We start from the raw sequence: 21,726 nt of genomic DNA, 5'->3' as shown, positions 1-21,726 counted from the left end.
CCGATGCGAATGACGCACACGAGGATTGCAGTGGCGGCGAAGCGGCGCGGAATGATCCGTGCCGTCACAGTGGCTGCTCTGACCGCCCTGTTGCCGCTCACGGGCGCGCAAGCCGAGCCGCGTCACGGCTTGTCCGTATTCGGCGAATTGAAGTACCCGGCGGATTTCAAGCATTTCGATTATGTGAATGCCGATGCGCCCAAGGGCGGCCGTTTCGTCACCAATGGCACGCCGACCTACGATACGTTCAACGCCTACATCATCAAAGGTGACGCCGCGACTGGAACAGACCTTCTGTTCGATAGTTTGATGGTGCGCGCGCAAGATGAGCCTGACTCGATGTACGGCCTAGTCGCCGAGACGGTCGACGTTGCGCCCGACGGCATGTCCGTGACCTTCAAACTCCGCAAGGAGGCGAAGTTTTCGGATGGAACGCCTGTCACTGCCGCCGACGTTATCAACTCGTTTAAACTTCTGAAAGAGAAGGGGTCGCCCGCAATCGGTCTTGCGCTGCGCGAAGTCGTAAAGGCAGAGGCGCCTGACGACGCCACGGTGCAATACACGTTCCAAGGTGCATTGGTGCGCGATTTGCCGGTGATCCTCGCCGGTCTGCCCGTGCTTTCGAAAGCCTACTACGACAAAAAGCCGTTCGACGAAACGAGCCTTGAACCTCCGCTCGGCTCCGGGCCGTATCTCATTTCAGATTTCAAGGCTGGAACCTACGTTACCTACAAGCGACGCGACGACTATTGGGCCAAGGATCTTCCGGTCAATCGCGGACGCAATAATTTCGATGAGATCCGTTTCGATTCCTTCCGCGACCGCACGGCGGAGCTGGAGGCGATCAAGTCCGGTGGACTTGATTACCGCGAGGAATTCACGTCCGTCGATTGGGCGACGGGCTACAACGTCGCCGCGGTCAAGAATGGTCGCCTCATTCGCGATACGCTCCCAGACGCCAATCCGTCTGGTGCACAGGGCTTCTTCCTCAATACGCGGCGCGACAAGTTTAAGGATGTCCGCGTGAGGGAAGCGCTCGATCAAGCCTTTGATTTCGAATGGTCTAACAAGAAGCTGTTTTACAACCTCTACACACGCACCCAGAGCTTTTTTGAAAACTCCGACATGAAGGCAACCGGCAAACCCTCACCGCAAGAGGTGGCGCTGCTGGAGCCTTTCAAGGACAAGGTGCCCGCGGGCGTCTTTGGCGAGGTCTACTCGCCTCCCGTCACGGACGGCAGCGGAAACAACCGCGAAAATCTGCGCAAAGCCTTTGACCTTCTCAAGGCCGCCGGCTGGAGCATTGGCCCCGATCGGCTGCAGCATAACGCCAAGGGAGATACGCTCGATATCGAGTTCCTGTTTTTCGAGGACGCCTTCGAGCGCATCATTCAACCCTATGTCGAGAACTTGCGCAAAATCGGCGTCAACGCGACGGCGCGTCGTGTCGATCCGGCGCAGTACGAACGGCGCATGAAGAGTTTTGATTTCGACGTCACCGTCCAGCGTTATGTCTTGCGACTTACGCCTGGTGTGGAGCTGAGGGGCTACTGGGGCTCAAGGTCTGCGACGATGGATGGTTCTCAAAACCTGTCAGGCATCGCAGACCCTGTAATCGACGCGTTGATCGACAAAGTAACAGCGGCCAAATCGCGTGAAGAGCTTGTGACCGCAACCCGCGCGATCGACCGCGTGCTGAGAAGCTCCCACTATTGGGTTCCTCACTGGTACAAGCCCGTCCATAACGTTGCCTATTGGGACAAGTATTCAAGGCCTGCCACGAGTGCGAAGTACGATCCAGGCGTGCTTGACACGTGGTGGTATGATAAGGGCAAAGCGGATGCCTTGACCGAAAAGTCCGCTCCGGGCGAAGCCACAAAATGAAGCGAAGGGAATAGTAGCGCGCCAATGGCCACCTACCTGCTCAAACGCTTTCTGCTGATTTTCCCGACACTTTTCGGGATCATGCTGTTTTCGTTCGTCATCATTCAGTTTGCACCGGGCGGTCCGGTTGAACGGATGATCGCACAGCTGATGGGGCACTCCTCATCCATCGCGGGACGCATGGGCGGCGGAACGGGCGATGGCCTTGGCGCTGGCGCGGGGCAAGCCGGTGCGCTCGGCCAGGGTGCCGCCGATGCCGTGACGTCGAAATATCGCGGCGCGCAAGGGCTGGACCCTGCCTTCATCAAGAGCCTTGAAAAGCAATATGGCTTCGACAAACCTGCTTATGAGCGCTTCATTCTGATGATGAAGAACTATCTGACCTTCAACTTCGGAAAGAGCTACTTCCGGGATATTCCGGTGCTCGACCTCATCAAGGAGAAGCTGCCGGTTTCCATTTCGCTCGGGCTTTGGATGACGCTACTGACCTATCTGATTTCAATTCCGCTCGGCATCCGCAAAGCGGTCCAAGATGGATCTCGCTTCGACACCTGGACCAGCGGCGTGCTGGTGGTGGGCTATGCCATCCCAGGCTTTCTGTTTGCGGTACTCCTGCTCATACTTTTTGCCGGCTCGTCTTTCTTTCATTGGTTCCCTTCGCGAGGGCTGTTCTCCGACAACTGGGATCAGCTGTCCTGGTTCGGCAAGATCACCGACTACTTCTGGCACTTGACGCTGCCCATGATCGCAATGGCGATCGGCTCGTTCACGACCATGACGTTTCTCACCAAGAACTCGTTTCTCGATGAGATCAGAAAGCAGTACGTCGTCGCGGCCCGCGCGAAAGGCCTGACCGAGAACCAAGTGCTTTATGGCCACATCTTCCGAAACGCGATGCTGCTCATCATCGCCGGATTTCCCGCAGCCTTCATCAGCGCCTTCTTCTCCGGCTCGCTACTGATCGAGACCATCTTTTCACTCGACGGCCTTGGACTGTTGTCGCTGGAAAGCATCGAGAAGCGCGACTATCCGGTGGTATTTGCCTCCTTGTATATTTTCTCGCTTCTGGGTCTGGTGGTCGGCATCATCTCCGACTTCACCTACACGCTCGTCGATCCGCGCATCGACTTTGAGACGCGCGAGGTGTGAGCATGGACAAGAAGACATCCGATACTGTCGCGAGCGCCGATCAAAAAGAAACGCCGAAGGCGCGCCGTTCGTGGTTCTCTTTGTCGCCGGTCAACCGCCGTCGCCTGGAACGCTTCAAGGCCCACAAGGCGGGCTACCGCAGCTTCCTCATCTTCGCGGCCTTGTTCGTCCTGACGCTGTTAGCCGAATTTATTGCCAACGATCGCCCGCTGCTCGTCAGCTACAAGGGCGAATTGCTCTCGCCCGTTTTCGTCGATTATCCGGAAGAGAAATTCGGGGGCTTCCTCGCAGTCACGGACTACAAGGCACCGCATATCATTGAAGAGATCAACGCGAACGGCTGGATGCTTTGGCCACCGATCCGCTACTCCTACGATACGATCAATCGCGACTATCCGGGAAGGATGAAGGACAAGGATACCTGTCTTGGCTATCCCGCGCCGCCGCCATGGGCGACCTCGATGCCGCTGTGTGACGCGCCCGCAGATCAGATCGCGCGGTTTGAAGCCTTCGGCAACACCAACTGGCTTGGGCTCGACGACCAGGGACGCGACGTTCTGGCCCGTGTGATCTACGGCTTTAGAATCTCTGTCCTGTTCGGTTTGCTGCTGACAATTCTGTCGTCGGCAATCGGCGTCTTTGCTGGCGCCGTTCAAGGCTATTTTGGCGGACGGATCGACCTCATCTTCCAGCGCATCCTGGAAATATGGAACTCGATTCCAGAACTGTTCGTGTTGCTGATCATCTCCTCGATGTTCATTCCCGGATTTTGGACGCTGCTGGGCATCCTTCTGCTGTTCTCGTGGACGTCGCTGGTCGGCGTGGTGCGCGCGGAATTCCTTCGCGGACGAAATCTGGAGTACGTGCGCGCGGCCCGCGCCCTCGGCCTCACCGATTGGCAGATCATGTTCAAGCATTTGCTGCCTAACGCCATGGTCGCAACGCTGACCTTCCTGCCGTTCCGGCTGTCGGGCGCGATTTCGTCTCTCACTGCCCTCGACTTCCTTGGCCTTGGCATGCCGATCGGTTCACCATCGCTCGGCGAGCTGTTGCTCCAGGGCAAGAAGCACGTCGAAGCGCCATGGCTCGGCATTTCCGGCTTCATCGCCGTGTCGATCATCCTGTCGCTGGCGATCTTCATGGGTGAAGCCGTGCGCGATGCGCTCGACCCGCGCAAAACCTTCAGGCAGGCCAAATAGCAATGACAATCGCTCCTCTCATCGACGTCAAAGACCTGTCCGTCGAGTTCGGCGAGGGCGCGCAAGCCGCGCGCGTCGTCAAGGGCGTTTCGTTCAACATCGCCAAGGGCGAGACTGTTGCGCTTGTTGGCGAGTCCGGTTCTGGCAAGACGGTCTCGGCACTCTCCATTCTGCGCCTGTTGCCGCAATCGGCCAGTCATCCGACCGGCGAGATCAAATTTGAAGGCAAAGACATTCTGAAGCTGCCTGAGAAGGATATGCGCGCCATTCGCGGCGACCGCATCTCCATCATCTTTCAGGAACCGATGACCACGCTCAATCCGCTGCATACGATCGAAAAGCAGGTGGGCGAGATCATCAAGCTGCACAAGGGCCTGAGCGATGCACAAGCCCGGCCGCGGATCATCGAGCTGCTCTCCAAGGTCGGCATTCGCGATCCCGAAAAGCGGTTGAGTTCCTATCCGCATCAGCTTTCTGGCGGCCAACGCCAGCGCGTGATGATCGCCATTGCGCTGGCGAATGAACCGGATCTGCTCATCGCCGACGAACCAACAACAGCGCTCGATGTAACCATTCAGGCTCAGATCTTGGAACTGCTGAAGCAGCTCCAGAAAGAGATGGGCATGGCGATGCTCCTGATCACGCACGACCTTGGCATTGTCCGGCGCATGGCCGACCGCGTTTACGTCATGCAAAACGGCCTGATCGTGGAGAACGGCAAGGCGAGCGACATCTTCCAATCTCCACAGCACCCGTATACGCGCCACCTGTTGGCGGCAGAGCCAAAAGGTCAACCCCCGGCAGCAAATCCCAATGCGCCGGTCGTGGTCGAGACCGACGATCTCAAAGTCTGGTTCCCGATCAAGCGCGGCCTGCTGCAGAAAACAGTCGACTACGTGAAGGCCGTCGACGGGTTGTCGATGAAGCTGCGGGCGGGCGAAACGCTCGGCGTGGTGGGAGAATCCGGATCGGGCAAGACGACGCTCGGCCTCGCGATCCTGCGCCTTATCTCGTCCAAGGGACCGATCGCCTACGTGGGCCAGCGTATCGACGCCTTCTCTTCAAAGCAGATGCGACCGCTCCGCAAGGAAATGCAGATCGTTTTCCAGGACCCTTACGGATCCTTGTCGCCGCGATTGACAGTGGGGCAGATCATCGAGGAAGGGCTCATCATCCTGCAGCCGCAGCTGGACGAGGATGGCCGCCGCGCGCGCGTCTCCCAGGCTCTTGTCGAAGTCGGGCTGGAAGCTGCCGCTCAGGATCGCTATCCGCATGAATTTTCCGGCGGCCAGCGACAGCGCATCGCGATTGCGCGCGCCATGGTCCTTGAACCTAAGTTCGTCATGCTGGACGAGCCCACCAGTGCCCTCGACATGAGCGTACAGGCTCAAATCGTGGATCTGCTGCGCGAACTGCAACGCAAGCGGGGGTTGGCTTACCTTTTCATCAGCCACGACCTCAAAGTGGTTCGCGCGCTTTCCAACTATGTCATCGTCATGCGTAACGGGAAGGTGGTCGAAGAGGGGCCGGCAGCGGACGTGTTCGCTCATCCCAAGGAAGATTACACACGCGCGTTGCTCGCCGCCGCGCTTGATCATAGAGTTGCGCACAACGGCGAAATCGCTGGCTAACAGACACGGCCCTGCCACGTGGGCCAAGGCACGAGCGGTGGGGGCTCAATGTATCCCGATGACGTCTTCCGCAACGAATTGGCGGCAGTCACTCAACAGTTGACTCAATGGGCCGACCCACTCAAGGATGCGGCCAATATTGAGATCCGCGACGCAAGCGGCTACTGGCGCATCAGCGCCCGCCCGAAAACGTCCGGCGCTTGTCCCATGACGCTGGTGCTGCGCAACGATCAGAAATTCGACCTTTCGCTTTGCACCGAGCGCTTCGAGGATCGCGCGATAGACGACTTCGCCCTGTTCGGCGCGATTGCGGAGGCGGTTGCTGCGGGACACGTGGAACTGGTGCGCTCCTCATGCGCGTTGACCGGAGGACTGAAATCCATCGAGACGCGCGTTACGTTTTCCGACGGGGTTGTGTGGTCTCACGTTCGCAAGACCGGGCCGTTGGCGCACGCCAAAACCGGAAGCCCGGACGTTCAAGATGCGGAAGATTTCTTACCCTATTTGCGGTAGTGCCCCGGACCGCCATCCAGCACATTGGTGGATTTATCCAATTTTTTTCATATTTTGGTACCATCGTCCAATTATTTCGGGAAAAGTGGACTAAATTGGAATCCTTCGTCTCGGGTTTGTGCCTAAAGTCGGCGCTCATAACAAACCCCCGGAGCGAAGCGCCATGGCTGTTGCACGACGGAAATTGGAGATCCTGAACGCACTGGACCAGAAGGTGCAGTGGCTATCGTCGTGGATGATTCACAACGCCAACCACCTTCGCAAGAGCGCCGATGGCTTGAAAGTCGGCGGCCATCAGGCTTCCTCCGCGTCCTCCGCAACCATCCTGTCAGCCCTCTATTTCGACGTCTTGAAGCCACAAGACCGCGTCGCGGTGAAGCCCCACGCTTCGCCCGCATTTCACGCCATTCAATATCTGTTTGGCCGCCAGACGCGCGACAAGCTTGCGAATTTCCGCGCACTCAAGGGAGCCCAGTCTTATCCCTCGCGCACGAAGGACACCGACGATGTGGACTTCTCCACCGGATCGGTGGGCCTGGGCGTGGCGCAAACCTTGTTTGCATCACTGGTGCAGGACTACGCGAAGTCCCACGGGCTGATGAAAGATCGGCCCGAGGGCCGCATGATTGCAATCGTGGGCGATGCAGAACTTGACGAAGGCAATATTCACGAGGCGCTAATCGAGGGGTGGAAACACGGTCTTCGCAACACCTGGTGGATTATCGACTACAACCGCCAGAGTCTCGACGCCGTCGTGCACGAAGACCTCTACAAAAAATTCGAGACCATGTTCTCCAACTACGGTTGGGACGTGGTGGTCATCAAGTTCGGAAAGCTGCAACAGGCAGCCTTCGCGGAGCCGGGTGGAGAGGATCTCAGGACCTGGATTGAAGCCTGCCCCAACCAGCTCTATGCCGCCCTGTGTTTCCAGGGCGGTGCGGCATTCCGCAAGCGCTTATTGAGCGACCTCCCCCCGAATAGCGCCGCGCGAGCGTTGATCGCCAAGCGCTCGGATGAAGAACTGATCGCGCTGATGTCCAACCTCGGCGGCCACGACATGGAAAGCCTGCTGGAAGCTTTCCATGAGGTCGATCACGACCGGCCGACTTGCTTTATCGCATACACGATCAAGGGCATCGGCCTCCCCTTCCAAGGCCACAAGGATAATCATGCCGGCCTGATGTCGCCGGCCCAGATCGAGGCGTATAGGACAAAACAGAATGTGCGTTCTGGCCACGAGTGGGACGCGTTCGAAGGCATTCAAATTCCGCAAGCGGAGATCGATGCGTTCCTCGCCAGTGTTCCCTATGCGCAGGACAAGAAGCGGCGCTTAGAGGCGCGGATCATTCCCACCCCTGCGACGCTCGAATGTCCTTCACTGTCGTCGATGTCGACCCAGCAGGCGTTCGGCCTGGTCCTGAATGCGCTCGCGCGCTCAGACAGCGAACTCTCTCAACGCATCGTGACGACATCGCCCGACGTCACCGTATCGACCAACCTCGGCTCATGGGTGAACCGTCGCGGCCTTTATGCGCGCGAAGAGCTGGTAGACGTGTTTCGTCAGGAGAAGATTCCGTCCAGCTACACCTGGGATTTCTCTGCCAAGGGGCAGCATCTCGAGCTGGGCATCGCGGAGATGAACCTATTCATCCTGTTATCCGCGCTCGGCCTGTCGCACACCATCAATGGCGAGCGGTTGATTCCGGTTGGCACCGTCTACGATCCCTTCATCGAGCGCGGACTCGATGCCATGAACTATGCCTGTTACCAGGACGCTCGCTTCATGCTGGCGGGAACGCCTGCGGGCATCACGCTGGCGCCGGAGGGCGGTGCGCATCAATCTCTGAAGACGCCTTTGATCGGCATGGGCCAACCGGGACTAGCCTCCTTCGAGCCTGCTTATGCTGACGAGCTGGCGGCGATCATGGCGTGGGGCTTTGCGCATCTTCAACAGCCGGACGGCTGCTCCGTGTACTTGCGGCTGTCAACGCGAGCCATCGCGCAGACCGGGCGCACCATGACGCCCGAACTTGCCAGCGACATCGTTGAGGGCGGCTATTGGCGTGAAGCACCTCGCGCGCGCACACAGGCGGTTATCGCCTATACCGGCGCCGTGGCGCCCGAGGCCGCACAAGCTGCAAGCACGCTCAACGAGCGGGGCATCGCAACCGCGCTGCTGGCGATCACCTCATATGACCGGCTCTATGAAGGCTGGGCCAAGAACGCTGGAAGCGATACGCCCTCCCACGTTCAAAACATTCTCGCCGACGTGCCGCAGGATGCCCAGATGTTTACGGTTATCGACGGCCACCCGGCCGCTCTGTCATGGATCGGGAGCGTCAACGGGCATCGCACGCATGGATTGGGCGTCCGCAAGTTCGGCGAGTCCGGCAACGTAGATGATCTCTACAGCATCAACGGCATCGACACGGCCGGTATAGTGCAATCGGTGGAGAATATCGTGAGCAACAGCTCGAGCGCAAAACGTCGAGCGGCGGGATAAAATTCCCAACGACAGCTCTTGGCCGCAACCGCGGCCTGAGCCCGTCTGGAAGGCTTGGGGAGTGTTGCAAAGCCACGAACGTCAGGAACACAAAACGTCGTCATAAGTCTGCACGAATGCACACCCGGATTTGAGAAGCGTTCGTGCCCAACTGCGCTGCTCATCAAGCGAATGAGCCTCAACCGCTAGAAGAATGCCGCCTTCGTCAATCGCACGCAGCACCTCATGGAGTCGGTTTCTGCGCCACGAGCCTTGCCATGGCGCACCGCCGGGAGTTGCCGAAAGGCACGAAAAACAGGCGTGCAACAGCGGCTCATCATCGTTGGCGAAGTATGGTTCATCGTCCACGTGTTCTAGCGGGACCATGTGCTCCCGCCACGCCTTGGGCAACGCGTCGTCGCCCTGCCGAAGATCGGTTTCGATCGCGGTCAGCGCGGAAAGTTTGCCGGCGGCGCGAACGGTGCCAGGAGCAAGCCCGCTAGCGTTGGCTGCATAGGCTAGCTTGAGGTAGACCGCCGTATCCTGGCACAGTCCAAAAACAAAACCCGCTCTTTCTGGCTTGTGGGATGCTTTCGCCATCTGGACCGCTCAAGACCAATTCCTGCATTTCGTGTTACGCACCGAGCTGAGGCGCCATGCCGGCAACCTGCTCCAGCTCTTCGCGGTCATTGATGATGACCAGCGTGCTTTGCGGCAGGTCGATGATGCCGCGCTGCTTAAGCCGGGTGAAGGTTCGGCTCACGGTTTCGACCGTCAGACTGAGGAAATCGGCAATATCGGAACGCAACATCGGCAGCACGATGCGGCTAGGATTGAGGCCCGCACGCTCATTGCGCCGCGACAGGGCAATCAAGAACGAGGCAAGGCGTTCGGTTGCGCTGCGCGTACCGACCGTCGCGAGAAGGTCGCGCGCTGCTGTCAGCTCGGCCGACAAAGCCTCATAAAGCTGGAAGCAGAACTCGGGATTGCGGCCGGCAAGCTGGCGGATGGCGCTGACGGGGATGCACCGCAAGCGGGTTGTGCCGATCGCCTGACCGCTAAGCAAATGGCGCTCGGAAGTGCCAAGGCCGACGAAGTCCCCAGGATATGCGAAGTCCATGATCTGGCGGTGGCCATCGGGCATGGAACGATACAGGCAGACGGCACCGTGCTCGACCTGATAGACGTAATGCTTAGCCTCGCCTTCGCGGCAAACGTGCTCACGTGGCTCCAGGCGGCGAATAGTCGAGTTGCTAATCCCCTCAACCCCGCGACGAACCCCTGGATCCGACTTTTTGGCGAGTGCAACCTCCAATCCGGAGTGGCTTTCACCGCTGTACATCGACATGGTCAACATGGAGGTCATTCCCGTGCAATAGGATGCTGAAATCTGACCAGCATCAAAAACCGGGTCGGCTACGGGGGTTTGTCGGGAATGTGCGAATTTGTAACCGTTTGTAACAACAGTGGGATAGCGGACGAGCCCAGTTGCTGCGACCGTCCGTTTGCGGGACCCCTCTTCCATTAGCAATTACAAATAGATACACACCTGCCCATGGCTCCAGCACCCCATCACATCCTGGTCGTTGATGACGATCCTGAAATCCGCCAACTTCTCCGCGCTGCCTTCGAAGCGGAAGGTATGCTGGTGCACGAAGCATCGCACGGCACCGAGTGCGCCGGTTTGCTGGCGCGTGAGCCGATCGATCTTGTGACGCTCGATCTCAATCTGGGCGGCGAGGATGGCTTGCGGGTCGCCCGCGAGCTGCGCGCCAAACGCAACGTGCCTATCGTCATGATTACCGGCAAGGCGGACCCGATCGATCGCATCGTGGGGCTTGAGCTGGGCGCTGACGACTACATCGTGAAGCCTTTTCACATGCGCGAGGTGGTGGCCAGGATTCGGGCCGTGCTGCGCCGCTACGAGGCTTCAGCGCCAATGGCATCCGAGGTGCCACCCTCCAACAAACCGCGTTACGATTTTGAAGGCTGGCAGTTCGACTCCGGCCGCCGCGAGGTGCGGAATCCTGCAGGCGAAATCTGCGATCTCACCACAGCGGAATTCAATCTGCTCGGCATTCTTCTGGAGCGTCCCGGCCGCGTACTGTCCCGCGATGAATTGATGGATCAGCTCAAGGGCCACGACTGGAGCCCGCTCGACCGCTCCATCGACGCGCTGGTCGCGCGCCTTCGCAAGAAGATCGAGCCTCAAAGTGAGCGTCCGATGCTCATCAAAACCGTGCGGGGCGTCGGCTACGCATTCGCCGGCAACGTCCGTCGCCTCTAAGCGCCGCCTGCCCCGAATTTGGCGGCGAGCGCCGTACTCAAAACCTTCGCCAGCTCGATTCGCCCGTAAGGCTTGTGCAGCATGGCGCACCCCGGCGAAGGCCCAAGCCCCTGGTGATGGCCGCTCGCTCCTTCGGCAAACCCGGAGGTGCACACCACCGCGACGCCGGGCTTGTTTTCATTGATCCAATGAGCCAGCTCAAAGCCGGACATTCCTCCTGGCATGACGACGTCAGTCACAACAAGCTGCACATCGGGGTTTTCTTGAAGAACCTTGATAGCCTCAGGCGCATTGGATGCTTCCAAGACCACATACCCAAGGCCTTCGACACGCTGCATCGTTACTTCGCGCACGTCGGCGTTGTCTTCTACTACAAGGACCGTCTCGCTATTGCGTGCGAAGACAATCTCATCTTCGCCCTTCGACAATCCTTTGACTTCGGATGCCTCTACCGTGCGCGGCAAATACAGGCTTACCGTTGTGCCCTTGTCGGGCTCGCTATAAAGCGTGACGTGTCCGCCGGTTTGTTGTGCGAAGCCATAAATGGTGCTCAATCCAAGGCCCGTCCCGCGTCCGGTCGGTTTTGTGGTAAAGAATGGTTCAAACGCCCGCGCGGCAATCTCCGGCGGCATTCCAACACCGGTATCGGTGATGGAGACAACCACGAATTCTCCCTTACGAATGCCAGGAACGTAGACATCGTCGCCTCGCGAAAAGGCGGCGTTGCGCGTCTCAACGACAATGCGCCCGCCCTTAGGCATAGCGTCACGCGCATTGATGACGAGGTTGAGAACCGCATTCTCCACCTCACTGGGATCGGCCCGTGTCAACCAAAGCTCAGGTGCGAGAATTGTTGAAAGCGAAATGTGTGCGCCGATCGCTCTTTGAACGATCTCAGCCATGCCAAGCACAAGCTCGTTCATGTCGATGACGCGCGGCTCAAGGCGTCGGCGCCGCGCAAACGTCAGCAGCCGCGAAGTCAGGCGCGATGCCATCTCGCTCGCTTCCAGCGCACGCTTTACGTAGTTTGAGGCTTTGTCCGACCCAAGTTCGGGAGACAACAATTCCAAATTGCCGGTGATGATGGTGAGCAGATTGTTGAAGTCGTGCGCAACGCCTCCGGTGAGCTGCCCAAACGCTTCCATGCGTTGAGACTGAATAAGCTGAGCCTGCGCCTCCTCGCGCCGGGCGATTTCAGACTCAAGTTCTGCGGTTCGCTCGCGCACGCGCAACTCCAGCTCGCGCGCATGCCCCGCTAGAATTTCCTCTGTGCGCTTTCTTTCCGTTATGTCGCGCAGAACGGCCAGAAACGACTTTTTGCCCGCTCCCGCAACCATGGCAATCGAGGCTTCGGCCGGGAACTCGGAGCCATCCTTGCGGACGCCGAAAATTTCCTGTCGCTCGCCCATGAGGCGTGAAGCTTTCTGCCCCATCTCAAGCGTTGCGATGTGGTTGGTATGAGAAACGCGGAAACGGCTTGGAATGAGGATGCTCAGCGGCTGCCCAAGGATCTCCGCCTTGCTGTACCCGAAAATGCGCTCCGCACCTTCGTTGAACAAGGTGATCCGGTGGTCTGCGTCGATTGCGATAATGGCGTCAGCGGCGATGCTCAACAGCGCGCCGATGCTCGCGTAGATCTCTGTCAGCTCGCTGCTGCTGGCGGGGTCCGACTCTGCGGGGATTGTTTCTGAAGTCATACTTTCTCGGCTGCGGGTAGCGAAAAAGATGTCTTCTCACAAAGCCACCGGCAAACGCAATGGACACGGGCAGCCCGCACCCATTGCGTCCAGTTAAAAAATCAGCACGCCGCGGGTTCGCAGGCCTTCAAGTCGAATTTTAGATGCGGCTTTGATTGCGAGAAATCGAACTCGCGGCCATCGATGCAGCGCACACGTCCCGAATACAGCGTACCTTCCGCCGACGGCATTTCGCGAACGAAATAGGTCGCCTGAACATCGCAGCGTTTCTCCGCGTGGAGCTGAGCTGCCAGGGACAAGGCCCACGGCTCGCCTTCCGTCGATGTACCGTCATCCTGTTGGGCGTTAACGCCGCCAGCGACAAACTGCACTGCAGCGACTGCCAATGCCGCCGCACAACATGTTGCTCTTAGTGCTCCCGAGTTCATGGGTCGTGCCTCCGGACGTTTTCCAAACATTGACCTAGATATGGTTATGACGCCCTCCTGCTCCCTTGATCGCGATCAAACTAGAACCTTCGGCTTTCAGTTTTGCAGTGCGCAAAACATGGCTGCCAACAGGTTGTCTTAGATCAATGTGGAGCCGAACCCCCATTCCCATATGCAGGTTATAGGCGGCTGACATTGGACTTTTTGGGCACAGATCTTCGTGCCAAAGGCGCCGTGTCCGTTCTGACTTCCTAGCATACTCAAGTCCTTAAACTCCGGCATTTTTCACGTTCTGAGGGCTTCATGTCCGACAATTCAGTTCCCAAGCCCGTTCCCCAGGTCTCGGTCCCCCGCAACGTCTTCGATGCCATGCGCCATGAGATGCGTAGGATCTTCGGCGCGCTAGATCTGCGGTCGCAGGATGGGCCCTCATTTGTCGCGAGCGGGACCGGGGCCAACGCTCTTCAGCTTGACGTCCGCGAGACAGACGACGCCTTCATCGTTGAAGCCGAGCTTCCCGGGGTCGACGAGACGGGCGTATCGGTGACGTACATTAACGGTGTTCTCTCGGTTAAGGCCGAAAAGAAATCCGAGCAGGAACAGAAGGACCAAAATTATTACGTCAGCGAGCGGACCTATGGCTGGTTCGAAAGCTCTGTTCGTTTGCCTGACAGCGTGGATGACAGCAAAATCGATGCCCGCATCGGCAAAGGGGTGCTTAAGATTACGGCCACTAAACGCTCTGATGCGAATTCGGCAGAGCGCAAAATCGAGATCAAGAAGGCTTGATATATTTTCCAGACCTAATTGATCTTATGAATGCTAGGGCGCCGCCGCGCTAACGCCAATTGAGTACAAGGGTCGAAACAAAATGTCCTATAAAACCGTTCTGGCGCACATCAACGACGAGCGCCGCGCCGCCCGCCTGATCGAGTTCGCGGCCCTGTTTGCCAAGGCGCATGACGCGCACCTCATCGGCCTGTTTGTCGTGCCTCTTCCGGTGGTGCTGAACGAATGGCCCGATATCGCCATTGCTGAGATGATTGAGGTCCAGCGCAAAGCCTACCGTGAGGAAGGCGCGCGAATTGCCGCAATATTCAATGAAAAAACAGCATTCCTGCCGCGACCGGCCGAATGGCGCCAGCAGGAGAGCCAATATGCAACGGTTGCCGAAGCGCTCGTGCAGAACGCCCGCATGGCCGATATCGTCATTGCCCCGCAAGCTGATCTGTCCTGGCATCTAACGCACACGCTCGACGCAGCCGAGGCCGTCGTCATGGAAGGCGGTCGGCCGGTTCTCGTCGTGCCCAACGAGGGCGATCCTCAACCGACGCCATCGCGTATCACGATTGCATGGAACGGCCGCCGCGAAGCTGCCCGTGCAGCGTTCGACGCGATGCCCATTATCGAAAAGGCCGGACAGGCCGACATCGTGTGGATCGATCCGCGCACGGGAAGCCAAAGCACCGGCGACCTGCCATGCGCAGAACTGGCCGTGACGATCGCGCGCCACGGCGTCAAGGCAGAAGCCAAGGCCATTCAAGCCGAGGACGAAGGCGTCTCCGCTGCCCTGCGGGAAGAAGCCAGACGGAACGCCTCTGGCCTGCTTGTGATGGGCGCCTATGGCCATTCGCGGTTGCGCGAATTCGTTATGGGCGGCGCCACACGCAATACCATGCGCGACATGACGATACCCGTCCTCTTTTCCCACTGACGCAAAACTCGCCGCAACAAGCAAGGCGGGAAGATTAAAATTTAAGATCGGAGGCATTTATGGCTTTGAAGCGTATCAGGATCGAGTTGGCGCGCGACCACGACTTCCCTGAAGGAAGCCGGGATCGCGGATACGACTTCATCGCGCCGCTGGACGACAGCGGACATCTGGTTGCCGAAGAATGGAAGGCGAGCCGCGATCGTTGCCGTGTGCGCCGTTTCTGGCCGGGTGAGCAAGATGAAATGGGGCGGCTCATTCGCAGGCCAGGCGGCAGCTGGGCCTTCGACTACGATCCCAGCCAGAAAGAGGACGATGAAGCCGGGTTCAAACTCGATAAACACCGCTTTGTGCCGGGCGAGTATGTATCATTCACAGAGCATGACGGTAAGCTGCGTACGTTTCGCGTCATGTCGGTTCTGGACTTCGAGTAGGCCGGAATTTTTTTTGCAAAGAGATGTGGTGCCCAGGGCCGGAATTGAACCAGCGACACTGCGATTTTCAGTCGCATGCTCTACCAACTGAGCTACCTGGGCGTTGTCCGCGAGCACCGTGTTCGGCGGGCGAGGACGGGCCCTTATAGGGGGCGATCTGCGCCCTGGCAAGCGGCACTTCGCGCCAGCGTGAAATCCGCGCCAATTAGTGGTCGGTCGGCGTATTTTCGCTTTCGGGGACAAGCGGTTCCTCGCCGTCTTCATCGGCGTCCGAATTGCCTCCGGCAATGACATAGGCACCGTTCAACCAGCGCGCCAAATCGATGTCCGCGCACCGTTTCGAACAGAACGGGCGGTACTCGGGAACCGACGGCTCTCCACACACAGAGCATTTGCCAGTTTTGGGCTTGGCCACGAGACGTTGCTTCCTTCGAGGTGCCGCAAAGGCTAGCTGCGGTCGACTTCGGCAAACTTGAGCCAATTGTAGTGGATCGGGAAGCCTTCCGCCGTCAGCATCCCGACGACCTCGGTCACAGGCAGACCGACGACATTGGTGTAGGAGCCTACGATCCGCTGCACAAACGAACCAGCAAGGCCTTGAATGGCATATCCGCCAGCCTTGCCCCGCCATTCACGCGAGGCAATGTAGGCCTCAATCTCGGCGCGCGACAAATGGCGGAAGCGCACGCGCGTATCCACGATCTTCGAACGAACGCGGTCGTCCGGCGTAATCAGGCAAACAGATGTCAGCACGCGATGGGTGCGGCCCGACAGCAAATGAAGCGAAGCAATCGCTTCCTCCACGTGGCTCGGCTTCATCAGTATCTTGCGGCCCACTGCAACAACGGTGTCGGCGGCCAACACGAAGGCATCAGCGACATCCCGGTCATTAGCGATCTGATCACGAGCGGCTTCCGCCTTGGACCGTGCCAGGCGCGACGCGAGCCTTCGCGGCATCTCCCCGCGCTTCGCGCTCTCGTCAATCGAGGCCGGGCGCAGCGCATCCGGGGTAATTCCGACCTGAGCGAGCAGCGTCATCCGCCTTGGACTTGCGCTTGCCAAAACCAGGCGTGGACGCTCAGTGACGTCTTTATTGGCAGCCCGCTCACGCGCCAGCACCTTGCGAAGGCTCTCTCGGGCCGAGGCAGAGGACTGTCCAAATGCCGGAAGAAGGGCTGCTTTCAACGAAGAAATCATGGTTTTGAATCCGCCGCGCCCGCGCAGGGCAAGAGCGCCCGACAATGCTTAGCCTTACTTCGGAAAGCAAGGGGGGACCCTCGTTGCAGGCCCCCTGGAAACAGGGCATCCTCCTTAGGCTAGAAATTCTGGATATTTGAAGGCTGTCATGGTGGAAAAAAAGGAGGTCCTGGACCTTCTGTCCAAGGCCCCGATGTTTAAAGCACTCGATGAGACAGGTCGCGCGGCCGTCGCACAGGAGCTGCGCGAAGCGAGTTTCGATTCGGGGCAGAATATTTTCTCCCGAGGCGACCCCGGGACCGAATTGCATATCGTATCTAAAGGCAGGGTTAGATTGTCGGTTCTCACCAGCGACGGACGCGAGTTGTCTTTCGCACACGTGGAGGCCCCGTCCATATTCGGTGAGCTTGCGGTATTCGATGGCTTTCCGCGCTCGGCAGATGCGACGGCCGTCAACAAGGTTCAGACGCTGACCCTTTCCAAGGCCGCCTTCTCACGCTTGCTTACAGAGCAGCCGCAGGTGGCCGAGGCCGCCATAAAATTTCTGTCAGGCCGCCTGCGCGACGCCGACCAGCAGCTCGAAGCCATCGCCCTGCACCCCATCGAGGCCCGTCTTGCGCGCTTCTTTCTTGCCTCCGCCCGCCAGAAGGACCCCAATGGAAAGTCGGATAAGGTCAATATTTCTTTGCCCATTTCCCAGAGCGAACTTGCTCTACTGGTCGGCGCAAGCCGGCCAAAGGTCAATGCAGCCCTCGCGATGCTGGAAGCTGAAGGCGCCATCGAACGCAAAGGCGCAATCGTCGTGTGTGATATCGTTGCCTTAACGGGCGTCGGAGGCGTCGACTGAGCCTTTTGGAGGGCCCCTTGCGCGCGCCGGCGTGCTAAAAGGGGTGCCACTGACGCAGCGACAAGAGAGTTCCGGCATCAGTAAGCGGACGGTGCCTCCGGCTGGAAGCGCCCACGCCAGCGCGAGGCATGTTCGAGGTAGCATCAGGCCGAATGAGACCCGGACCCACCAGGATCGAAGACGTGCGCCCAGCCGAAGGCGGCCTGCAGTCGTCGTATGCGTCCCAGCAACGATCCGATGAAAATACTAAGACGTCGACCATGCACCTGGATGCACCGCGACTGCGCGCGTCCGACTTCACATCAGTGCTGAGCGCTCTAGGACGTTCGCTCACATTTGTTCGCGCCGGACTTCGTAGCCTGTTTGCTCCGGTGGGACGATTTCTATCCTACATCGCAGCTCTGGGCACCAAGAGGTATCCGCCTGACACCCAGCGACGCTTGAAGATCATTAACATGATCTCGGTGATCATCGTCATCACCACGCTCATTTTCGCGTTCCAGCAGGCTGCGGCCGACTACGCCAAGATGCGTCCCGTCATCCTGATGAACGTGGTGCTTGCGGGCATCGCCATGCTGGTGCCATTCGCACACCGCATCAATGACATTGCAGGGGCATTGCTGATCGCGGGCGCCGAGTTGCTGGCGCTTTTATTCTTTACAGCCTACTTCGGTCGGTCCGCAGGCACCCCACTCATGTATGTAGCATTCTCTGCCGCGCCTTTCGTAGTCTTCGGGCTGGAGCGCATCTGGCTCGTGCTTGCCACCGTCGTCACGGCTCTGGCACTCCATCTGTTCGCGTGGTTCGCCTACCATCGGTCAGATGCTCTGCTGCCGATGGACGATGCCTTTCTCAACGCAAGTTACCTACAGGGCGCCTTGACGACGTTCGGCCTCATTGCCGCCTCGGTCTACTACGCCTTCAGCCTTGCTGAACGTGCAAAGGCGGAAACCGAAACGGTATTACGCAACGTCTTGCCTGAAACGGTCGTTGAACGATTAAAGGCCGAGCCCGAAACAGCGATCGCGGACGGGTTCACGGAAGCGTCAGTGCTCTTTGCAGACATCACCGGCTTTGTTGCGATTGCGCGCGGGCTAGGCCCGGAGCGCACGGTCGAGATGTTGAACAACCTAGTCAGTCGCTTTGACGAGCTTGCAGCCAAGCATGGCGTTGAAAAGATCAAGACCATCGGCGACGCCTATATGGTCGCGTCCGGCGTCCCTGAGCCGCGCTCGGACCACGCTGTAGCGCTGGCGTCCATGGCGCTCGATATGCTGGAAGCCGTCGAGGATACCGCTCGCGAACTCGACCTTCCCATAAACGTGCGCGCAGGCATGGCGTCCGGTCCGATGATGGCGGGCGTGATCGGCAAGCGGAAATTCAGCTACGACGTCTGGGGAGATCCAGTGAATCTGGCTAGCCGCCTTGAGCAGGCAAGCAAGCCCGGCCGCATTCTGTTGTGCCCAGGTTGCAAGGCGGCCTTGGAAAAGGACTTCATTCTGGAGCAGCACGGCACCATCGACATCAAAGGTGTCGGGGCACAAGATACCTGGTACCTCAACGCACGGCGTTGATCAGCGGCCGGAGCCTACCCCTTCCAATGCAGGGCACAGAGCAGCGTGAACAGGCGGCGTGCCGTATCGGCGTCGACCTTCACCTTGCCCTCAAGCTTCTCCGCCAAGATCTTGCTGCCTTCGTCGTGAAGTGTACGCCGGTTAAGGTCGATCGCCTGGATGCGAGAAGGTGGCGCCGTACGCACGGCGTCATAATAGTCGTCGCAGACGAGAAAATAGTCCTTCATCACCCGCTTGAGCGGCGTCAATGGCACCTGATGGGACGCCACCGCTTCGGCGTCTTCGTCGCGTACCGTCAGCTGCAGCCTGTCGTCCACGATGGCAAGGTTCAGGCGATAGGGACCGACATCCATGCCATCGACTGCGAAAGAATTGCCATCCAGAATATCGAAAATGGCGACCTCGCGTTCGTGGTCGATATTGACGTTCGACTGCCCAAGCGAGCGCTGGTCGAGCGTGATCTCGACAAGGCGGTCGCGGCTCTTTTCGGCTTCGCTTGTCATGCCTTTGGTTTGGCCCCTCAGCTCTCTAGCCGCACTTCCACGGACCGCCGATGCGCCTCCAGCCCCTCGGCGCGCGCCAGCGTCATTGCGGAAGGACCCAGCGCCTTGAGCGCTGCGCTATCGAGCTTCAACACCGACGTTCTCTTCATGTAATCGAGAACGCCGAGCCCTGATGAGAAGCGCGCACTGCGAGCCGTGGGCAGCACGTGATTGGACCCTGAAACGTAATCGCCAATCACCTCTGGGGTCATGGAGCCCAGGAAAATGGCGCCCGCATTACGTATGCGTTTGGCAAGCGTCTCGCAGTCGGCCGTCGCGATTTCGAGGTGTTCAGCCGCGATCCGGTCAGCGAGACGCGGGGCTTCTTCGAGCGACGACAGCACAATCGTAGCACCGAAAACATTCCAGCTCTCACCCGCGATGTTGCCGCGAGTCAGCGTCATGAGCTGGCGTTCAACAGCTTTTGTAACCTCGGCTGCAAAGGCTGCATCATCCGTCATCAGAATTGACTGAGCTGCAGTATCGTGCTCGGCCTGAGCGAGGAGATCGGCTGCGATCCAATCCGGATTGTTGTTCTTATCGGCAATGATGAGAACCTCGGATGGTCCAGCGATGGAATCGATGCCAACGGTGCCGAACACCTGCCGCTTGGCGGCGGCCACGTAGGCGTTGCCAGGCCCGACAATCTTCACTACTGGCGCAATCGTTTCGGTTCCAAAGGCGAGCGCTGCGACCGCCTGCGCGCCGCCGACGCGATAAATCTCTTCGACGCCGGAAAGTTGCGCAGCGGCCAACACAAGCGGATTGAGCTCCCCGCGCGGTGTGGGAACTACCATGACGATGCGCGGCACCCCGGCGACGTTCGCAGGCACCGCGTTCATCAACACCGAACTGGGATATGAGGCGAGGCCACCCGGCACGTAGAGGCCCACGCTTTCAACCGCCGTCCAGCGATGGCCAAGCTCAACGCCGGCTTCATCGCAATATCTGTCATCTTCGGGAAGCTGGCGAGCATGGTGGTCGCGAATGCGATCGCGAGCGAATTTAAGAGCTTCGATCGTGTCGGGCGAGCACTGAGCCACCGCGGCCTCGATCTCGTCGCCGCGTATCTTGATTCCGACAGTATCCAAGTCCACCGCATCGAACTTCTTGGAAAGGTCGATCAACGCGGCATCGCCGCGCGCGCGCACATCGTCGATGATGGCACGCACCGCGAGATCGACGTCCGTGGAAACTTCCCGCTTCTGTGCCAACAGCGCCGCAAACGATGCTTCGAAATCGGCCGCAGTGCTCTTTAGATGCATCGGCATCGTGAAATGCTCCGGTCCAACGGACCGCTCCTTAATGGTCTCGTCCTCAGCTCTCTTCGCCACCATGGCGCGGAGCCTGGTGCGCCTTCCAGACCGCGCCGAGGTCTTTCATTTCAGCTTCCACGCATTCGACCGATAGCCGGATGGCGGCACCGCCGGAAAATGTCAACGTGACATTGCCTGCCACACTCTCCTGGTCGCCCGAAGGCTCAAACACGACAGCAAGCAGCGCCAAGGCCGCCGCCTTGTCCTTGAGGTCTATGCCATGAACCTGGGCGCCCATCACCCGTTCGAAACGCAGTCCCGAACGGCGACGTACGAGGCTCGTTTTTTCGCCCTTTCCACTTCGGCTTGCGGCAGTTTCCCAGTCGAAGCGGTTGACCACGACAGCAAACCGGCGCTCTCGCGGAAGATACGCCATGTCGCCAACGCGCAGGACGGCATCTTGCAAATGCGCAGATATTACGTTCAGATCTTCTGAATCGAGTGCGATAAGCTTGAGATCGGACATCGAGAATGCGGCTGCGGCCCCTGTATACCGGCTGTCGGTGGAGTGATAGCCCCGCACGCTCACAGGTGCAACCACGACGGTTCAATCATTCTCCCGAGAAGTAGCGCCTTTTTAGGCCATGCCACCAGCTTTATCCAACGCGGCTCTGAGGCGGGCCACCTCCCGTTCGGCTTCAAGTGCCGATGCTGAGAACTTGGCGCGTTCCTTTTCAAGCGATGCGATCCGTTCGGATGAATCCTTGAGCTGTCGCTGGTAGGTGGATTGAATATGGCGCTGGCCGCAGGTGCGCCACATCAGGTAGCCCAACAGCGCCCCTAGCAGGAACGCCAGCAGCAAGAACCACCACAATTGCTGAACGAGATACATCAA

22 protein-coding genes and 1 tRNA gene are annotated in these 21,726 nt (G+C 59.0%); 12 read left to right on the top strand and 11 right to left on the bottom strand.

Annotated features, from left to right (window positions below; translation table 11 throughout):
• The first annotated feature begins 3 nt into the window (after positions 1-3).
• From R3D51_07405 to R3D51_07380, 6 genes are all read left to right on the top strand, one after another.
• Entirely contained in the window at positions 4-1,884 is a 1,881-nt protein-coding gene (locus tag R3D51_07405; GenBank protein ID MEZ5899306.1) for an extracellular solute-binding protein, read from the top strand.
• Between the two features lie 24 nt (positions 1,885-1,908).
• Positions 1,909-3,033, top strand: a complete 1,125-nt coding sequence (gene yejB, locus R3D51_07400; protein MEZ5899305.1) for a microcin C ABC transporter permease YejB — start codon at positions 1,909-1,911, stop codon at positions 3,031-3,033.
• A 2-nt stretch (positions 3,034-3,035) separates the two neighbouring features.
• Positions 3,036-4,232, top strand: coding sequence for an ABC transporter permease (locus R3D51_07395; protein MEZ5899304.1), 1,197 nt, complete (start codon positions 3,036-3,038; stop codon positions 4,230-4,232).
• Between the two features lie 2 nt (positions 4,233-4,234).
• A complete protein-coding gene (locus tag R3D51_07390; GenBank protein MEZ5899303.1) occupies positions 4,235-5,863 on the top strand; it encodes an ABC transporter ATP-binding protein in 1,629 nt (542 codons plus the stop codon).
• Between the two features lie 48 nt (positions 5,864-5,911).
• Positions 5,912-6,376 carry a hypothetical protein gene (locus R3D51_07385; protein ID MEZ5899302.1) on the top strand — a complete coding sequence of 155 codons (465 nt, stop codon included), beginning with the start codon at positions 5,912-5,914 and terminating at the stop codon, positions 6,374-6,376.
• Positions 6,377-6,539: 163 nt separating this feature from the next.
• The gene (locus tag R3D51_07380; GenBank protein ID MEZ5899301.1) at positions 6,540-8,879 is read left to right on the top strand and encodes a transketolase; all 2,340 of its coding nucleotides are present in this window, start codon (positions 6,540-6,542) and stop codon (positions 8,877-8,879) included.
• 81 nt (positions 8,880-8,960) lie between these two features.
• On the opposite strand, the gene R3D51_07375 is transcribed toward R3D51_07380, so the two are convergent.
• Positions 8,961-9,458 (bottom strand): hypothetical protein, encoded by a 498-nt coding sequence (locus R3D51_07375; GenBank protein ID MEZ5899300.1) that lies wholly within the window; start codon positions 9,456-9,458, stop codon positions 8,961-8,963.
• A gap of 34 nt (positions 9,459-9,492) precedes the next feature.
• Positions 9,493-10,215 (bottom strand): helix-turn-helix domain-containing protein, encoded by a 723-nt coding sequence (locus R3D51_07370; protein MEZ5899299.1) that lies wholly within the window; start codon positions 10,213-10,215, stop codon positions 9,493-9,495.
• Positions 10,216-10,413: 198 nt separating this feature from the next.
• On the opposite strand from R3D51_07370, the gene R3D51_07365 reads away from it, so the two are divergent.
• Positions 10,414-11,145 (top strand): response regulator transcription factor, encoded by a 732-nt coding sequence (locus R3D51_07365; GenBank protein MEZ5899298.1) that lies wholly within the window; start codon positions 10,414-10,416, stop codon positions 11,143-11,145.
• On the opposite strand, the gene R3D51_07360 is transcribed toward R3D51_07365, so the two are convergent.
• Complete coding sequence (locus R3D51_07360) at positions 11,142-12,842, bottom strand: PAS domain S-box protein (GenBank protein MEZ5899297.1); 1,701 nt, start codon at positions 12,840-12,842, stop codon at positions 11,142-11,144. The two genes, R3D51_07365 and R3D51_07360, sit on opposite strands and share 4 nt — an antisense overlap.
• Positions 12,843-12,943: 101 nt before the next feature.
• The gene (locus R3D51_07355) at positions 12,944-13,228 is read right to left on the bottom strand and encodes a hypothetical protein (protein MEZ5899296.1); all 285 of its coding nucleotides are present in this window, start codon (positions 13,226-13,228) and stop codon (positions 12,944-12,946) included.
• A gap of 345 nt (positions 13,229-13,573) precedes the next feature.
• On the opposite strand from R3D51_07355, the gene R3D51_07350 reads away from it, so the two are divergent.
• The 3 genes from R3D51_07350 (at position 13,574) to R3D51_07340 (ending at position 15,415) form a co-directional block, all read left to right on the top strand.
• Positions 13,574-14,059 (top strand): Hsp20/alpha crystallin family protein, encoded by a 486-nt coding sequence (locus tag R3D51_07350; protein MEZ5899295.1) that lies wholly within the window; start codon positions 13,574-13,576, stop codon positions 14,057-14,059.
• Positions 14,060-14,141: 82 nt separating this feature from the next.
• Complete coding sequence (locus R3D51_07345) at positions 14,142-14,984, top strand: universal stress protein (GenBank protein MEZ5899294.1); 843 nt, start codon at positions 14,142-14,144, stop codon at positions 14,982-14,984.
• Between the two features lie 59 nt (positions 14,985-15,043).
• Complete coding sequence (locus R3D51_07340; GenBank protein MEZ5899293.1) at positions 15,044-15,415, top strand: hypothetical protein; 372 nt, start codon at positions 15,044-15,046, stop codon at positions 15,413-15,415.
• Positions 15,416-15,441: 26 nt separating this feature from the next.
• Here R3D51_07340 and R3D51_07335 read toward each other — a convergent pair.
• From R3D51_07335 to R3D51_07325, 3 genes are all read right to left on the bottom strand, one after another.
• Positions 15,442-15,517: transfer RNA gene (locus R3D51_07335), tRNA-Phe, on the bottom strand.
• Between the two features lie 103 nt (positions 15,518-15,620).
• A complete protein-coding gene (yacG, locus tag R3D51_07330) occupies positions 15,621-15,830 on the bottom strand; it encodes a DNA gyrase inhibitor YacG (GenBank protein MEZ5899292.1) in 210 nt (69 codons plus the stop codon).
• A gap of 32 nt (positions 15,831-15,862) precedes the next feature.
• On the bottom strand, positions 15,863-16,612 hold the full coding sequence (locus R3D51_07325; GenBank protein ID MEZ5899291.1) for a Maf family nucleotide pyrophosphatase: 750 nt from the start codon (positions 16,610-16,612) through the stop codon (positions 15,863-15,865).
• A gap of 148 nt (positions 16,613-16,760) precedes the next feature.
• Between R3D51_07325 and R3D51_07320 the strand changes: the two genes are divergently transcribed.
• Together R3D51_07320 and R3D51_07315 are read left to right on the top strand one after the other, a co-directional pair.
• A complete protein-coding gene (locus R3D51_07320) occupies positions 16,761-17,459 on the top strand; it encodes a Crp/Fnr family transcriptional regulator (protein ID MEZ5899290.1) in 699 nt (232 codons plus the stop codon).
• Positions 17,460-17,641: 182 nt separating this feature from the next.
• Entirely contained in the window at positions 17,642-19,033 is a 1,392-nt protein-coding gene (locus tag R3D51_07315; GenBank protein MEZ5899289.1) for an adenylate/guanylate cyclase domain-containing protein, read from the top strand.
• Positions 19,034-19,047: 14 nt separating this feature from the next.
• On the opposite strand, the gene R3D51_07310 is transcribed toward R3D51_07315, so the two are convergent.
• The 4 genes from R3D51_07310 to R3D51_07295 all read right to left on the bottom strand — a co-directional run bounded on the left by R3D51_07310 (position 19,048) and on the right by R3D51_07295 (position 21,723).
• Complete coding sequence (locus R3D51_07310; GenBank protein MEZ5899288.1) at positions 19,048-19,536, bottom strand: UPF0262 family protein; 489 nt, start codon at positions 19,534-19,536, stop codon at positions 19,048-19,050.
• Between the two features lie 17 nt (positions 19,537-19,553).
• Positions 19,554-20,846: a histidinol dehydrogenase gene (gene hisD, locus R3D51_07305; GenBank protein MEZ5899287.1), complete on the bottom strand. Its 1,293-nt coding sequence runs from the start codon at positions 20,844-20,846 to the stop codon at positions 19,554-19,556.
• A gap of 46 nt (positions 20,847-20,892) precedes the next feature.
• Positions 20,893-21,357: a DUF2948 family protein gene (locus tag R3D51_07300; protein ID MEZ5899286.1), complete on the bottom strand. Its 465-nt coding sequence runs from the start codon at positions 21,355-21,357 to the stop codon at positions 20,893-20,895.
• 111 nt (positions 21,358-21,468) lie between these two features.
• A complete protein-coding gene (locus R3D51_07295; protein ID MEZ5899285.1) occupies positions 21,469-21,723 on the bottom strand; it encodes a hypothetical protein in 255 nt (84 codons plus the stop codon).
• Positions 21,724-21,726 lie beyond the last annotated feature (3 nt).

It is taken from the genome of Hyphomicrobiaceae bacterium, from assembly GCA_041397645.1.
Classification (GTDB): Bacteria; Pseudomonadota; Alphaproteobacteria; order Rhizobiales; family Hyphomicrobiaceae; genus Hyphomicrobium_B.
This window is presented reverse-complemented; position numbering and strand designations above follow the sequence as displayed.

Coding starts and splice junctions, on each gene's coding strand:
- R3D51_07370 (MEZ5899299.1), bottom strand. CDS start 10,215: ATGTTGACCATGTCGATGTACAGCGGTGAAAGCCACTCCGGATTGGAG.
- hisD (MEZ5899287.1), bottom strand. CDS start 20,846: ATGCCGATGCATCTAAAGAGCACTGCGGCCGATTTCGAAGCATCGTTT.
- R3D51_07390 (MEZ5899303.1), top strand. CDS start 4,235: ATGACAATCGCTCCTCTCATCGACGTCAAAGACCTGTCCGTCGAGTTC.
- R3D51_07310 (MEZ5899288.1), bottom strand. CDS start 19,536: ATGACAAGCGAAGCCGAAAAGAGCCGCGACCGCCTTGTCGAGATCACG.
- R3D51_07300 (MEZ5899286.1), bottom strand. CDS start 21,357: ATGTCCGATCTCAAGCTTATCGCACTCGATTCAGAAGATCTGAACGTA.
- R3D51_07395 (MEZ5899304.1), top strand. CDS start 3,036: ATGGACAAGAAGACATCCGATACTGTCGCGAGCGCCGATCAAAAAGAA.
- R3D51_07365 (MEZ5899298.1), top strand. CDS start 10,414: ATGGCTCCAGCACCCCATCACATCCTGGTCGTTGATGACGATCCTGAA.
- R3D51_07320 (MEZ5899290.1), top strand. CDS start 16,761: ATGGTGGAAAAAAAGGAGGTCCTGGACCTTCTGTCCAAGGCCCCGATG.
- R3D51_07385 (MEZ5899302.1), top strand. CDS start 5,912: ATGTATCCCGATGACGTCTTCCGCAACGAATTGGCGGCAGTCACTCAA.
- R3D51_07340 (MEZ5899293.1), top strand. CDS start 15,044: ATGGCTTTGAAGCGTATCAGGATCGAGTTGGCGCGCGACCACGACTTC.
- yejB (MEZ5899305.1), top strand. CDS start 1,909: ATGGCCACCTACCTGCTCAAACGCTTTCTGCTGATTTTCCCGACACTT.
- R3D51_07360 (MEZ5899297.1), bottom strand. CDS start 12,842: ATGACTTCAGAAACAATCCCCGCAGAGTCGGACCCCGCCAGCAGCAGC.
- R3D51_07380 (MEZ5899301.1), top strand. CDS start 6,540: ATGGCTGTTGCACGACGGAAATTGGAGATCCTGAACGCACTGGACCAG.
- R3D51_07405 (MEZ5899306.1), top strand. CDS start 4: ATGCGAATGACGCACACGAGGATTGCAGTGGCGGCGAAGCGGCGCGGA.
- R3D51_07295 (MEZ5899285.1), bottom strand. CDS start 21,723: ATGTATCTCGTTCAGCAATTGTGGTGGTTCTTGCTGCTGGCGTTCCTG.
- R3D51_07345 (MEZ5899294.1), top strand. CDS start 14,142: ATGTCCTATAAAACCGTTCTGGCGCACATCAACGACGAGCGCCGCGCC.
- R3D51_07325 (MEZ5899291.1), bottom strand. CDS start 16,612: ATGATTTCTTCGTTGAAAGCAGCCCTTCTTCCGGCATTTGGACAGTCC.
- R3D51_07375 (MEZ5899300.1), bottom strand. CDS start 9,458: ATGGCGAAAGCATCCCACAAGCCAGAAAGAGCGGGTTTTGTTTTTGGA.
- R3D51_07350 (MEZ5899295.1), top strand. CDS start 13,574: ATGTCCGACAATTCAGTTCCCAAGCCCGTTCCCCAGGTCTCGGTCCCC.